This is a genomic window from Pseudaeromonas sp. HNCC25DJ180 (assembly GCF_055413345.1).
In genome coordinates this window covers 134,873-149,981 of record NZ_JBVAYF010000003.1, presented here as the reverse complement: position 1 = coordinate 149,981, position 15,109 = coordinate 134,873, and the positions used below count along the sequence as shown (strand labels likewise).

The following is a 15,109-nucleotide window of genomic DNA, read 5'->3' as shown; positions in this document are numbered from 1 at the left end:
AAGGCATTAGCTTAAGCTCATGCAAAGCCTGCTTAATTTAACAGTGGCATTTTGCGGAAAGGGTCATAAAAACATGGGATGCCCTCCCCATACGGCTGGGAAGGATCTCACGGAAAGCCGCTCGGGCTTGGACTATGGTAAAGGTCAGGTCACGGTTACTAACTGAGGGAAATCCAATGAGCGAACGGGACAAGATGCGCAGCGGTGAGGCCTTCGATGGTCGAGATCCCGAGATCATGGCGCTACGCGACCGGGGGCAGACCCTGTTACGCCAGCTGAATCACTACCAGGCGGGCGATGAAAGCCACGCCCTGCTCTGTGCCGAACTGTTCGAGCATTTCGGCCCCGGCAGCATTGTCTCGACCCCCTTTTGTTGCGAGTTTGGCAGCAACATCCATATCGGCACCCATAGCTACATCAACTTCAATGTCACCATGCTGGATGTGGGCCCCATTCATATCGGCGATAACGTCATGATAGCCCCCAACGTCCAGCTCTATACCGCCACCCATGATGAAGAGGCGCTAGCGCGGCGCAGTTGGAACGTCTACGGCAAGGCCATCACCATAGAGGATGATGTCTGGATAGGTGGCGGCGCCATCATCTGCCCTGGCGTCACCCTGGGGGCGCGCAGCATAATCGGCGCCGGGGCCGTGGTCACGCGGGATATTCCCGCCGACTCGGTCGCCGTTGGCAACCCGGCTCGGGTCATCCGCCAGGTGGCCTCGGGTCACCACGGCTGAGCCGTGAGCCAGAGGCTTGGCCTCGACTCATCCAGCGCAGCTGGATGACCTCGACTTGGTTGCCACCCTAGAGTGGCGTACGCTGCGCTCCCCTCCTTCAGTTTGAGTCTTGCCTATGACCATTCAGCGCCAGGATCTGGCCGAGTTGGCGGTCTTCGCCGCCGTGGCCCGCCACCAGAGCTTCGTTCGGGCAGCCGAGGAGCTGGGGGTCACCGCCTCGGCCATCAGCCATGCGCTCAAGGCGCTGGAGCAACGGCTGGGGGTGCGCCTGCTCAACCGCAGCACCCGTGCCGTGGTTCCCACCGAGGTGGGACAGCGACTACTGGCGCGCCTGGAGCCCACCCTGAATGAACTGGCCGAGGCACTGGGTGAGGTGACCCGCCATAGCGATGAGCCCATGGGCCAGTTGAAGCTATGCGCGACTCGCTCGGCCATAGATGAACTACTCGCCCCCGTGCTGCTGGAATATCTGACTCGCTACCCGCGGATGCAGGTGGAGGTGGTCGAGCAGGATCTGCTGCCTCGGCTCATTGAGGATGGCTACGATGCGGCCCTCTACTATGGGGATCTGCTGCCCAAGGAGATGATCGGCATACCTCTGGGCCCGCCCCAGCGCTATCTGGTGGTGGCCTCCCCTGACTACCTGGCCCGACATGGTACCCCCCAACACCCGCGGGAGCTGGGGCAGCACGCCTGTATCGGCTATCGCCTCACGGCCACCCGCCACTACCGCTGGAGTTTCAGCGAAGAGGGGCGACAGTTGGAGATAGAGGTAAGCGGCCCCCTGACCGCCAGCACACCCAGCCTCTATCTGGGCGCGGCACGCCAAGGCATCGGCCTGGTCTACTGCCTGGAGGATGAAGTGCGCCCGCTCCTGGAGCGAGGGGAACTGGTGTGCGTACTGGAGCCATGGAGCCCCACCTTCAGCGGCTTTCATCTCTACTATCCCAGTCGTCATCAGATGGGGCTCGGCCTGCGCTGCCTGGTCGACATGCTAAAAGCACGCTACCTGCCGAGTTAGTGAGCCACATTCATCAATCCATCAAATTAAACCGCCATTATCAAATGGCATTGTTTAACCTAGACTGGGTTCCCCATTAGCAAGCGGTGATCAGCATCATGCACCCCGCATGACCCATGAGACCATTTCTCTTTCCACGGGGGCTCAAAGTGGCTTGGATATATCTAGTGTTGGCGGGTCTATTTGAGATCGGCTGGCCTGTCGGCCTAAAGATGGCACAGCAGGCCGAAACCCGAATAACCGGCATCCTGCTGGCCATCCTGTTTATGACCATTAGCGGTCTACTGCTGTGGCTCGCCCAGAAACAAGTTCCTATTGGTACAGCCTATGCCATCTGGACGGGAATTGGTGCCGCCGGTACCTTCCTAGTCGGTGTGCTCTGCTATGGCGATCCCGCCAGTGTGGGTCGCTACCTTGGGGTGGCCTTGATTGTCGCCGGAGTCGTCACCCTCAAGCTGGCGCACTAGCTGACCAGCCAAGGCCGCGTTTCATCACGACCTGACACACGGTTATCCGGCAAGCGGCCTTTGGATAAAAAACCCCGGCGCGGGCCGGGGTTCGTATCACACTCAGCGGATGGGGGCAGGGCTTACGCCGTGATCCCGCAATGACGCAACAGGGCGTCGATTTTCGGCTCCCGGCCCCGGAACTCCCGGAACAGCTTCATGGGCGAACGAGAGCCCCCCTGCTCGAGTATGGTCTGCATAAAGGCCTGACCCACCTGCGCATTGAAGACCCCCTCCTCCTCGAAGCGCGAGAAGGCATCGGCAGAGAGCACTTCGGCCCACTTGTAGCTGTAGTAGCCTGCCGCATAGCCCCCGGCAAAGATGTGGGAGAAGCTGTGCTGGAAGCGGTTGAACGCCGGAGCCGGAAACACCGACAGCTTGCGCACCTCATCCAGCACCGCCTGCACCCGGGCGCCCAGCGCCGGATCAAACTCATGATGCAGGCGGAAGTCGAACAGGGAAAACTCCAGCTGCCGCAGCATCTGCATGGCGGATTGGAAATTTTTGGCGGCCAGCAGGCGCTCCAGTTCAGCCTGAGGCAAGGGCTCACCGCTCTGATAGTGACCGGAGAGGAAGGCCAGTGCTTCGGGTTCCCAGCACCAGTTCTCCAGGAACTGGCTGGGTAACTCCACCGCATCCCAAGGCACGCCATGAATACCGGCCACCCCGGCCACATCGATCTGGGTCAGCATATGGTGCAGACCATGGCCAAATTCATGGAACAGGGTCACCACCTCATCATGGGTGAAGAGGGCGGGCTGATCGCCAATGGGGCCATTGAAGTTGCAAGTAAGGTAGGCCACAGGGCGCTGCAGAGTGCCATCCTGGCGGAAACGACGCCCCAGGCAATCATCCATCCAGGCCCCGCCGCGCTTGTGGGGCCGAGCGTAGAGATCCAGGTAGAAGCTGCCGCGCAGCTCCCCCTGGGCATCATAGATGTCGTAGAAGCTCACATCCTCATGCCAGCTCTCCACCGCCAACCGCGGCTGAATACGCAGACCGAACAGGCGGCGCACCACCTCAAACAGGCCACCCAACACCTTGGGCGCGGGGAAGTAGGGACGCAACACCTCGTCGGAGATGGCATAACGATGCTGCTTGAGCTTCTCGGCGTAGTAGCTGAGATCCCAGGCTGCCAGCTCGCTGAAGCCAAACTGCTCGCCAGCAAACTGCCGTAACTCGGCCAGCTCTTTCTGTGCCTGGGGCCGCGAACGCTCGGCCAGATCCTGGAGGAAACCCAGCACCTGCTCGGGCTTCTCCGCCATCTTGGTCGCCAGTGAGTAGTCGGCATAGCTGGCAAACCCCAGCAATTGCGCCAGCTCATGGCGCAGGGCCACTATCTCATCCATCAGCGGTGAGTTGTCCCACTTGCCGCCATTGGGACCTAGCTCGGAGGCGCGGGTGACGAAAGCGGTATAGCACTCCTCCCGCAGGGCGCGGTTGTCGGCATACATCATCACCGGCAAATAGGAGGGAATATCCAGGGTGAAGAGCCACCCCTCCAGCTCGCGGCTCTCGGCCAGTTGACGGGCCGCCGCCTTAGCGGAGTCCGGCAGACCCGCCAGTTCAACCTCATCTGTGACCTGACGCTGCCAACCCAGGGTGGCATCCATCACCTGGTTGCTAAAGCGTGAGGCCAATTCGGAGAGGCGGGCCACTATCTGGCCATAGCGTTGCTGCTGCTCGACGGGCAAGCCGATACCCGAGAGGCGGAAGTCGCGCAGGGTATGCTCGATCTGCTGGCGCTGGGGCTGACTCAGGCGCGCATACTCATCGCTGGCGGCCAGTTGTGTGAAGGCCTGGAACAGGCCCGCATGCTGACCGACGAAGGTCTGATATTCGGAGAGCAGGGGCAAGCAGCCATCATGGGCCAGCCGCAGCGCATCACTGTTAACCACTGAGTTCATATGCGACACCGGCGACCAGATCCGGCTCAAGCGATCGTCCACCTCTTCGAGCTGTGCCACCAGATTATCCCAGGTGTAGGGTTCGCTCTGCTTCAACACATCAGCAATGCGCTGTTTGCAGTCGTGGATCGCCTGCTCGACGGCAGGCTGCACATGCTCGGGCTGGATTTGGCTAAATGGGGGCAATCCTTCCATCGTCAGCAGGGGATTCGGCATCAACTACACACTCCTTGGCACCTCTCCTCGCAGGATCGGCAAACAAAACCTTATGGATCACTAAGATGTAGGCAGCGTCACCATTTATCAAGCCCATCTTGACTTGTTACTCGCCTAGCGCGATGTAAACTCTAAGAAGAGCCCGGCGCACATTGCCGCAACCAGAAGACAAGGACGTCATGTCGACAGCACTCCGCAAGGCCATAGGTTCCGCGTCGAAGAACAGCCTCTCCCTCCGGCTGCTCTCCTATATCCTCGCCTGCAGTACCCTGCTGGCCGTCATCATCACCCTGTTGCAGCTGTTCTGGGATTACCGTCAAGATGTGGGACAAGTGGAAAACAGCTTGAGCCAGATCGAGTCCTCCTTTTTGCAACCTATCGCCTCCAGCCTGTGGAATCTGGACGAAGAGCAGATCCAGGTCCAACTGGAGGGGATCATGAATCTCCCCGCCATGCAGTTCGTGGAGGTCAGAGAAGTCATGGGCGGCAATGCCGTGCGCCTGGTCTCGCTTGGCAAGGAGCAGCCCAGCTATGACATTTCCCGCGAGTTTGAACTGGTCTATCAGGGGGAAAAGGTCGGCAAATTGTTTGTCGCCTCCTCCTTGGAGATGATCTATCACAGGCTACTGGAAAAGTCGGTGCTCATCCTGATCACCCAGACCATCAAGACGCTGGTGGTCTCCTTCTGTATCCTGCTCATCTTCTACTATAAGGTGGTGCGTCACCTGAACCGCATAGTCCACTACACCGAAAACTTTCACCCCGGTGAACTGAACCGACCGCTGGAGCTGGAGGGACGTGGCGAACATGATCCCGATAGCGATGAGCTTGATCTGCTGGCACGCAGCATCAACCGCATGCGTCTCTCCCTGGCCGATGAGTTTGCCGCCCGACAACAGGTGACCGAGAAGCTCAAGCAAGAGCGCGACTTCTCCACCACCCTCATCAACTCCTCGAATCTGCTCATCTGCTGTCTGGATACCGACCTGCATATCGTCACCGTCAACCCTGCGGCCGTACTGCTGACCGGCTATGTACAGCAGGAGCTGCTGGGCCAATCCTGGCTGGAGCGTTTTGTCTCAGCCGATGAGCGGACACGCCTGTATGACGAGCTGACCCAGGCGGGCATGCTGGAAAATCGCGAGATCGCCACCCAGGATCAACAGGGCGATGAGCTGATACTGCAGTGGAACTTTGTTCCCTTCTACGAGGGGCCGGATCTCAAGTACCGCATCGCCTTCGGCTACGACATCACCCCCTTGAAGCGCGTCGAACGCGAGATCATCCGCCTGAACGAAGAACTGGAGCTCAAGGTCGATAAGCGCACCCGCAGCCTCAAGGAGAGCAACGAGCAGTTAGCCAAGGCCTATGAGAATCTGAAGATGGCCCAGCAGACCCTGGTTGAGACCGAGAAGATGGCCTCCCTGGGTTCACTGGTCGCCGGTGTAGCCCATGAGATCAATACCCCGGTCGGCATCAGCGTCACCGCCGCCTCTTTCTTACAGGAGCGGGTTAAGGAGTTCCACGCCAAGCTGGATGAGAAACAGCTTTCGCGCAGCTACCTCACCGAGCTTATCCATACCCTGGATGAGTCCAGCACCCTGCTGCAGAATAACCTGCGCCGGGCCTCGGACCTGATCTCCAGCTTCAAACAGGTAGCGGTAGACCAATCCTCCCAGGCCCACTACCGCTTCAACGTGGCGGAAAACCTGCATCAGGTGGTGGTATCCCTGGGACACAAGCTGAAGAAGAGCCAGAGTGAAGTGGAGATCCACTGCGATCCCAAGCTCAGTGTCTACTCCTATCCCGGCTCATTCGCCCAGATCTACTCCAACCTCATACTCAACTCCATCAGCCATGGCTTTGATGGGATGGAGTCGCCGAAGAAGATCGAGATCGAGGTCGTCCGGCATGACAATGAACTGCTCATCGACTATAGAGACAATGGCCGCGGCATAGACCCGGCCATACTGCCGCGGATCTTCGACCCCTTCGTCACCTCCAAGCGGGGCCAGGGCGGCAGCGGACTTGGCACCCATATTGTTTATAACCTGGTGGTGCAGTTGATGAAGGGACGGATCAGTTGCGACAGCGAGCCAGGGCAAGGCGCCCATTTTCAGATCCGTCTGCCCCTGGATCCGGAGCCCACACCTCAAATCGCCTGATTTCCCGCTGCGACGGGAGAGTGCGTTATGATGCAGGGGATGGGGCAGCACCGCCCCTCATTTTGATGCGGAAACCCGACCATGCCACACCTACCTATTCGTCGTTACTTCACCACCGGGCTCATCGTCATGTTGAGCCTGGTCGCCAGTCTGGCTATTTATGTCCTGATCACCGGGGCTCTGGGCTGGGCCGAACTCAAGGCGCTGCTCACCGCCCTGATTGGCTTTGCCATTGGCTTGAATGCCGTCACCTGCCTCACCTGCCGTCATGAGGTTAAACACGTCTGGTACGTCTGGATTGGCGTGGCCTTGGGCATATTGAGCGGCTGCCTGCTCATCACCCTGCTCTGGTTCAACATCAGTAGCAGCCACTACTGGCAGATCACCAGCGTCACCCTGATCTGGACCCTGGTCTACACCCACTGTCTGCTGCCCGTACTCATCAAGCTGGAGGGGTGGAAACAACAACTATTTGTCCCCATCACCCGCGCCAGTGGCTTGTTGCTGGGCGCCCTGCTCAGCTATACCATTATCGGCAACACCTATGCCGAATGGCTCATCCGCTGTATCTCAGTCATGACCATACTGGTCGGCTTCTTTACCCTGCTGCTGGTGATACTACATCGCCGCAATCAAGGGCTAGCCGGACGCCTGGTGCTACAACAGAGCGCAGATGGCCTCTATGTGGATAGCAGTGGCCGCTATTATACCGTCACCCCAGTGGAGTGAGGCGTACCCCGATGACGGACAAAAAAGCCTCTATTGAGCACCAAAATCGGGAGATTCTGCCTTTTTCCCCTGGCCTCAAGGGCGCAACTGGCTAAGGCCAGGGGGTTTTATGTTACCCTTCTCCATCTGCTACTGATGGCAGTGCTGACTTTAAGAAGCGATCAGGTTTCATTGCATGACAACTCATGAAGTTATCGCGCCCCGCCTTGCGGCTCTGCGCACCTATATGGCCAATCACGCACTGGATGCGTTGATTATTCCCCATGATGACGAACACCTGGGGGAATATACCCCGGCGGAAGCCGAGCGCCTGAACTGGGTCACCGGTTTCACTGGCTCGGCGGGGGTCGTCATCCTGCTGGCAGACAGTGCAGCACTCTTTGCCGATGGCCGTTATACGGTACAGGCCCGACTCCAGGCTCCTGCTGAACTATTCCAGATCCTCCATCTGGTGGAACAGCCGCATATGGAGTGGCTGCAAGGACAGTTGCAACGGCGTCAGCGCGTTGGCTTCGACCCTCGTCTGCACAGCCTGGCCTGGTACCAGAAGAGTCACGCTCTGCTGGCGCAAAAAGAGGTCGAGCTAATCGCCCTGGAGGAGAATCCGGTCGATTCCCTCTGGCGTGAGCGTCCGACCTCCAGCAAAGCTGAGGTGATCTTCTACCCGGAGAGCCTGAGCGGCCAGAGCAGTGTGGTCAAGCGCGAGGCCCTGGCCGCCAGACTGCGACAGCAGGGACTCGATGCCGTGCTGCTCACGCAGTCCGAATCCATCAACTGGTTGCTCAACATCCGTGGGCACGATATCCCCTGCTTCCCCGTCGTGCTCTGCTTCGCCGTGCTCTACAGCAACGTCAGCATGGATTTCTTCGTCGACACCGACAAGCTGGACTCCAATGCCTTTAATCAGCATGTGGGCAATGATGTCTCCGTCTATCCCCTGGAAAAGCTGGGTGATGTGCTCAAGCGTATGGGCGAAGACCAGCTGAAGGTGCAGGCCGATGCCAATAGCAGCAATGCCTGGAGTCAGTTGCTGCTGCAAAAGAGTGGCGCCACCCTGGTTCAGGGCGAAGACCCCTGCATGCTGCCCAAGGCCGGCAAAAATGCCACCGAGCTAGCCGGCATGGAGCAAGCCCATCAGAAAGATGCGGTGGCCATGTGCCGTTTCCTGGCTTGGCTGGAGCGGCAGGTCGAGAAGGGCAGTGAAGGGGACGAAGGCACCCTGGCCGAACAGCTGGCGCGCTTTCGCGAAGAGCAAGAGCACTATATCGAACCCAGCTTTGCCAGCATTTCGGCCCTGGGCCCCAATGCCGCCATGTGCCACTATCAACACACCAACGCGACCCCGCGCCCCCTGGGCCAGGATGGCATCTATCTCATCGACTCGGGCGGCCAGTATCTGGAAGGCACCACCGACATCACCCGTACCGTCAAGGTCGGAGAGGTCAGTGACGAGATGCGCCAACAGTTCACCCGAGTGCTGCAGGGGCATATTGCCATCGACCGCGTCCGTTTCCCCAAGGGTACGGCAGGCATCCAGCTGGATGTGCTAGCGCGTCTGCCGCTGTGGCAAGCCGGTTACAACTACGATCATGGTACGGGTCATGGGGTGGGTCACTTCCTCAGCGTACATGAGGGACCCCAGCGCATCGCCAGCAAGGGCTCACTGGTACCGTTAGAGCCTGGCATGGTGGTTTCTAATGAACCTGGTTATTACCGGGAAGGCGCCTTTGGCATTCGCTGTGAGAACCTGCTGGTGGTGGAAGCCAGTGAAGAGCCCAGCGAGATCCCTATGTACCGCTTCCGCCGCCTGACGCTGGTCCCCTTCGACGTGCGCCTGCTGGATAAGAGCCTGCTCAGTGACCAGGAGATGGCGTGGATCAACGGCTATCACGCCCAGGTGCGCGAAGCTGTGATGCCTCACCTGAGCGACCATGAGATGGGCTGGTTACTACAAGCCACAGCCCCCATTTGACCCCTTCCGGTAGCCATAACAGGGCCGCGCTTGCGGCCCTGTTGTTTTTCCAGGGGGGGGCTATCGACCACGTTTTCTTCGACTCAGCGCCCGCAGTCCGCCGTTAACAGTGGCACTCCAGTGGTAAATTGGTACAATCCGCTGTTCGATTTTTGGCTTAGTCGGTGCATAGCGCACCACGAGATCAGGTATTCGTATGCTCACTTCGGCACATTATCGAAAACAACTCGAGAAATTGCCCTCCCTGCCTGTTCAGGCCGACGCAATTAGCGTGCTCCACTCGGCTCGGGAATATAAACAACGTATCCTGCAGCTCATCGCTGCAGCCGAACGGCGTATCTATCTGGTTGCCCTCTATCTGCAGGATGACGAGGCGGGTCGGGAGATCCTGTCTGCCCTCTATGCCGCCAAGCAGGCCAAGCCCCAGCTGGATATCAAGCTGTTCGTGGATTTTCATCGGGCCCAGCGTGGTCTCATCGGCAAGGGCAAACAAGCAGGCAACCATCTGCTCTACCAAACTCAGGCCGATACCCATCCCGATGCCATGCAGATCTATGGTGTCCCCGTAAAACGCCGGGAATGGATGGGCGTGCTACACCTCAAGGGTTTCCTGTTCGATGATACTCTGCTCTATTCGGGCGCCAGCCTGAACAACATCTACCTGCACCAGCAGGAGCGTTATCGTTTCGACCGTTACCATGAGATCACCGATCCGGCGCTGGCCGAGAGCTGGAGCCACTTCATCATCCAACTGTTTGGGCGGGAAGCGGCCGTGAAGCGCCTGGACCGCCGACCGATTCCCACCATCAAGAGCTTCCGCAGCGAGTTGCGCCGCTTCCGCAGCAAGCTGCAACATGCCCGCTATGAGTTCACGCCCGCCGAGCGCACGGCGGGGAGTGTGGCCATCACACCTTTGGTGGGGTTGGGCAAGCTGGGCAATCGCCTGAATCGCAGCATCCGCGATCTGCTGCGCAGCGCCAAGCAGGAGGTGTTCATCTGCACCCCCTACTTCAACCCGCCCAAGGCCATAGTCAAGGACATACAGCTACTGCTCACCCGAGGCGTCCGCCTGACCCTGGTGCTGGGCGACAAGACGGCCAACGACTTTTATATTCCACCCACCGAGCCCTTCAATACCATAGGTGGCCTGCCCTACCTGTATGAGGTCAACCTGCGCCGCTTCGCCGAGAAGTACCAACGCTACATCGACAGCGGCCAGCTCAACCTTATGCTCTGGAAACATGAGCAGAACTCCTATCACCTGAAGGGGATCTTCGTCGATGAGGATCTGGCGCTCATCACCGGCAGCAACCTCAACCCGCGCGCCTGGGCCCTGGATCTGGAAAATGGCCTACTGTTGCAGGATCCGGAAAAGCTCCTGCTGGAGCGTTTCGGCGCCGAACGGCAGAATATTTTGGCCCATGCCAAGCGCCTGCACCACTTCACCGAGCTGGAGCGTATCGAGCAATATCCCGAGCAGGTGCGTCGACTGCTCACCCGCCTGCAACGCTTCCGGGCGCATCTACTGCTCAAACAGATCCTCTAGCCAGCCCCAGACAGGCACCCTCAGCGGTGCCTGTCGAAACTCACTGCTCATCTCCCGTTTCCCCTCGCCCTCTGATATGATCTGATCATATTTACAGTATTTGCGGTGGGCAACCCATGGATCTGGCACAGATACCCGTCACGGGTCTCAAAGGGGTTGGCAGCAAGCTAGCCGAAAAGCTGCACCATCTACAGCTGGAAACGGTACAGGATCTGCTGTTCCACCTGCCCCATCGCTACGAAGATCGCACCCAACGCTACCCCATTGCCGAGTTGCTACCGGGCATGCAGTGCACTGTGGAAGGGACCATACAGGAGTGCCAGATCATTCCGGCCCGCCGCCGCATGCTGGTCTGCCGCATCAGTGATGGCAACGGCGTCCTGACCCTGCGCTTCTTCAACTTCACCCAGGGACAGAAGGCCGCATTTGCCCCCGGCCGCCAACTGCGCTGCTTCGGCGAGATCAAGCCCGGCAACTATGGGCCTGAGATTATTCATCCTGAATACAAGCTGCTGGATGAACAGAGCCCGGCGCAACTGGAAGAGCAGCTTACTCCCGTCTACCCCACCACAGAGGGGCTCCGGCAGCAGAGCCTGCGCAGCCTCACCGATCAAGCCCTGGCCCTGCTGGCCCAATTCGGTGTACGCGAGCTGCTGCCCGAGGGGCTCTATCCCCGGCAAATCGCCTTGGCCGATGCCCTGGCCCTGCTGCATCGCCCCCCGCCCGAGCTGGCCCTGCCCAGCCTGGAGTTTGGCCAGCACCCGGCCCAGCAGCGACTCATCATGGAGGAGCTGATAGCCCATAACCTCTCGGTATTGAAGGTCCGCGCCGAGGGCAAGCGCCACCCGGCCTGTCCGCTGCCCCCCCATCCAGCCCTGGTGGATAAATTGCTGGCCAGCCTGCCCTTTACTCCAACCCGGGCCCAGCAGCGCGTGGGAGAGGAGATCAGCGCCGACCTGGCACAAGCCCATCCCATGATGCGCCTGGTGCAGGGGGATGTGGGCTCGGGCAAGACACTGGTCGCCGCCCTAGCCGCCCTGCAGGCCATAGGCCATGGCGGCCAAGTGGCCCTGATGGCGCCTACCGAACTGTTGGCCGAACAACATGCCCTCAGCTTTGCCCGCTGGTTGGAACCCTTAGGCATAGGGGTGGGTTGGCTGGCTGGCAAGCAGAAAGGCAAGGCCCGGGAGCAGCAGATGGAAGCCATAGCCACAGGGCGAGTGCAAATGGTGGTCGGCACCCACGCCATGTTCCAGGAGCAGGTGAACTTTCGCCATCTGGTGCTGGTGATCATAGATGAGCAACACAGGTTCGGCGTCCATCAACGGCTGGCCCTGCGCGAGAAGGGAGCCCAGGCCGGGCTCTACCCGCACCAGCTCATCATGACCGCCACCCCCATCCCCCGCACCCTGGCCATGACCGCCTATGCCGATCTCGATACCTCGATCATCGATGAACTCCCCCCGGGGCGCACCGCCATCACTACGGCGGCACTTCCCGACAGCCGCCGACCTGAGGTGATAGAGAGAGTGCGTCAAGCCTGCCAAGAGGGGCGCCAAGCCTACTGGGTCTGTACCCTGATTGAAGAGTCGGAGGTGCTGGAGTGCCAAGCGGCCGAGCAGACGGCACTGGAGTTGCAACAACGGCTACCCGGGCTGCACATAGGCCTGGTCCATGGCCGGATGAAGGCACTGGAGAAGCAGAAGGTGATGGCCGAATTCAAGGCAGGCACCCTGCACCTACTGGTGGCCACCACAGTCATTGAAGTCGGGGTGGATGTGCCCAATGCCAGCTTGATGATCATCGAAAACCCGGAGCGACTGGGGCTGGCCCAGTTACACCAGTTGCGGGGCCGGGTGGGACGCGGAGCCATCGCCTCCCACTGCCTGCTGCTCTATCACGCCCCCCTCTCACGCACGGCCCAGCAGCGGCTGGCGGTGCTGCGCGAGAGCGGCGATGGCTTTGTCATCGCCCAGAAGGATCTGGAGCTGCGCGGGCCGGGAGAGTTGCTGGGTACCCGCCAGACTGGGCTCGCCGCCCTCAAGATCGCCGATCTGGTGCGCGACCAATCCCAACTACCCCGAGTACAGCAACTGGCGCGCCGCCTCTATGACCACCAACCGGAACTGGTCGAGCCCCTGGTGCGCCGCTGGTTAAGCCAGAGCGAGCACTACGCCGAGGCCTGAGCTAATCGAAAGAGAGGGCTTCGCATCCCGACGACAAACGCCTATGATTAATCATAAGCATCAATCAGATACGGTATGTCTATGCGTCGTGTTATCCGCCTGTTTCTCTATACCATTCTGGCTCTGGTCATCACCCTCTGGCTCGCTCTCGGCCTGTTCAAAGCCGAATATCTCAAGGGGCCGCTGGCCAGCTGGGTACAACAACAAACCGGGTTACCGCTGACAATTGGCCGTCTGGAGTTCAACCCCTTCTACCCCAACGTACTGCTGGCCGAACAGGTCAAGCTGGGGGATCTCTTCACCGCCGACAAGATCTATATCGAAGTGGCCAGCGGCTCCTGGCTGGATCGCACCATGGCGCTAGCCCATCTGGATGTGATCGCCCCGCGCATCAACTACCAGGCCGGCCAGCGCCTCCCCTCCCTTCCCCTGCAGGGCTTGACCATACAGGATCTCAACATAGAGCGACTGGCCCTGCTGACCCCAGGCGGCAGCCGTGGCACCCACTTAGGTGGCGTAAGCCTGCACGTTAGCGACTGGCAACCGCTGGCCCAGGGCCAATGGCAACCCCTACAGCAGTTGGACTTCACGCTGGACGCCTATCGGCTGGAGTGGCAGGGCATCCCCTTGGCCAAGGTGGTAGCCGAAGGTCAGGTGCGGCAGGGCGTCATCCAGCTCAAGGAGAGCCGGGGCAAGCTACTGGATGGGGGCTTCACGGCCAAGGGCGAGTGGGACACCCGGCACCAGCGCCTCTCCCTGCAGAGCCTGGAGCTAAATGGCCAACGCATCAGCCTCAACCGTCTACCCCAATGGCCTTGGCAACAAGTGAACCTGGTCAATGCCACATTGAGCCAGGTCAGCCTGACCGACGAGCAGCACCAGCTCAACCTCAACAATCTGAGTGGCCAGCTACAAGGCGTGCAGTGGCAGCTCAACCGCCCCCTCACAGGCCTCTTCAACGGCACCCTCGGCGAACTCGCTTGGGGCTCCCACGCCCTGAGTGAGCTGCAGGGCGAGCTACGCCTGAGCCAGGACGAGTGGCAAGGTAAACTGAGCGGTCAGTGGTGGGAGGGGCAGATCAAATTGCAGGGCCACTACCAGCCAAACCAACGGACCCTGACACTGGATGAGGCGAGCCTGGATCAGCTGCAGGCCGAGCTACCCGCCGACTGGCGCGCGCAACTGCCCCAGTGGCCCATCGATATCCTGATAGTGCGCCGGCTGGATGTACACCACCTGGCTTGGCTCTCCTACTACGACCCCTGGCCCTTCTCGCTCAAAGGCGGCGAGCTGTTCGCCACCGATCTCAAGCTGACCCGAGAGGGGGTGTTCGCGGCCGATGAGAAGGCGCGCCTCGAGGCCAGCTGGGGTGAGCTGGTGTATGACAGCCTGGTGAGCCGAGGCGGTGAGCTGCAGGGCGAGATCACCGTCGATGGGGCGCGCCTGCGCAACCTGAAACTACCGCTGGAGCAGGGAGTGGTCACGGCGGATGGCCAGTGGAGCCGCAACCCGGCCCTCCCGCACCAACTCAATCTGACCGCTAAGCAGCTGGATCTGGAGAAGTTGAGCGATCTGCTGGCCAGCCAACCCGAGTTCGCCGGCACGGCTGACGTGGATCTGGCACTGCAGAGCCAGGGAGACTCTCAGACCGAACTCGCGGCCGCCCTGCAGGGCTCAGCCACGCTGGCCATCAAGGATCTCTTCCTGGATGGTCTGAAATTGGATGACTTCTTGGAGAAGGCGCTGGATAAGACTCCCGGCAGCAGCGAGGGTAGTACTCTCTACCGCCAACTGCAGGGGGGCGATACCGCGGTCAACCAACTGGCGTTGCAACTGACCGCCCAGCAGGGTGGGGTGCGACTGCAAGGCGCCGCCGCCTCCATCACTCATCAGTTGGGGCTGCGCGGCAGCCTGGATCTGAACAAGCAGCAGTGGCAGAGCGAATGGGGCTTACTCAATGATCAAGGGTGTGCCGAACTGAGCGCCAAGATGCAGGGCCCCTTCGCCAACCCCAACTTCAGCTTCAGTAGCCACCGCAAAGGGTGTGCTCACTGGGAACGGTTGGGCGTACCCTACCCGCCCCAAGGGCGTCAGGGGTCACTGCGCGGCTAGACCCGG

10 protein-coding genes are annotated in these 15,109 nt (G+C 60.2%); 9 read left to right on the top strand and 1 reads right to left on the bottom strand.

The window, feature by feature from the left end; translation table 11 throughout:
- The first annotated feature begins 176 nt into the window (after nucleotides 1-176).
- From ACZYTD_RS03825 to ACZYTD_RS03815, 3 genes are all read left to right on the top strand, one after another.
- On the top strand, nucleotides 177-743 hold the full coding sequence (locus ACZYTD_RS03825) for a sugar O-acetyltransferase (RefSeq protein WP_463889404.1): 567 nt from the start codon (nucleotides 177-179) through the stop codon (nucleotides 741-743).
- Nucleotides 744-858: 115 nt separating this feature from the next.
- Nucleotides 859-1,764, top strand: a complete 906-nt coding sequence (locus ACZYTD_RS03820; RefSeq protein ID WP_463889401.1) for a LysR family transcriptional regulator — start codon at nucleotides 859-861, stop codon at nucleotides 1,762-1,764.
- A 149-nt stretch (nucleotides 1,765-1,913) separates the two neighbouring features.
- Nucleotides 1,914-2,231: a DMT family transporter gene (locus ACZYTD_RS03815; RefSeq protein ID WP_463889398.1), complete on the top strand. Its 318-nt coding sequence runs from the start codon at nucleotides 1,914-1,916 to the stop codon at nucleotides 2,229-2,231.
- Nucleotides 2,232-2,353: 122 nt separating this feature from the next.
- On the opposite strand, the gene prlC is transcribed toward ACZYTD_RS03815, so the two are convergent.
- Nucleotides 2,354-4,393, bottom strand: coding sequence for an oligopeptidase A (gene prlC / locus ACZYTD_RS03810; protein ID WP_463889396.1), 2,040 nt, complete (start codon nucleotides 4,391-4,393; stop codon nucleotides 2,354-2,356).
- A 179-nt stretch (nucleotides 4,394-4,572) separates the two neighbouring features.
- On the opposite strand from prlC, the gene ACZYTD_RS03805 reads away from it, so the two are divergent.
- The 6 genes from ACZYTD_RS03805 to ACZYTD_RS03780 all read left to right on the top strand — a co-directional run bounded on the left by ACZYTD_RS03805 (nucleotide 4,573) and on the right by ACZYTD_RS03780 (nucleotide 15,103).
- The gene (locus tag ACZYTD_RS03805; protein ID WP_463889393.1) at nucleotides 4,573-6,558 is read left to right on the top strand and encodes an ATP-binding protein; all 1,986 of its coding nucleotides are present in this window, start codon (nucleotides 4,573-4,575) and stop codon (nucleotides 6,556-6,558) included.
- Between the two features lie 81 nt (nucleotides 6,559-6,639).
- Nucleotides 6,640-7,287, top strand: a complete 648-nt coding sequence (locus ACZYTD_RS03800) for a hypothetical protein (RefSeq protein ID WP_463889390.1) — start codon at nucleotides 6,640-6,642, stop codon at nucleotides 7,285-7,287.
- Between the two features lie 175 nt (nucleotides 7,288-7,462).
- On the top strand, nucleotides 7,463-9,259 hold the full coding sequence (locus ACZYTD_RS03795; protein ID WP_463889388.1) for an aminopeptidase P family protein: 1,797 nt from the start codon (nucleotides 7,463-7,465) through the stop codon (nucleotides 9,257-9,259).
- A 196-nt stretch (nucleotides 9,260-9,455) separates the two neighbouring features.
- Nucleotides 9,456-10,805, top strand: coding sequence for a CDP-diacylglycerol--serine O-phosphatidyltransferase (pssA, locus tag ACZYTD_RS03790; protein WP_463889385.1), 1,350 nt, complete (start codon nucleotides 9,456-9,458; stop codon nucleotides 10,803-10,805).
- A gap of 116 nt (nucleotides 10,806-10,921) precedes the next feature.
- The gene (gene recG / locus ACZYTD_RS03785; RefSeq protein WP_463889382.1) at nucleotides 10,922-12,991 is read left to right on the top strand and encodes an ATP-dependent DNA helicase RecG; all 2,070 of its coding nucleotides are present in this window, start codon (nucleotides 10,922-10,924) and stop codon (nucleotides 12,989-12,991) included.
- A gap of 81 nt (nucleotides 12,992-13,072) precedes the next feature.
- Nucleotides 13,073-15,103: an AsmA family protein gene (locus ACZYTD_RS03780; protein ID WP_463889380.1), complete on the top strand. Its 2,031-nt coding sequence runs from the start codon at nucleotides 13,073-13,075 to the stop codon at nucleotides 15,101-15,103.
- Nucleotides 15,104-15,109: the final 6 nt, after the last annotated feature.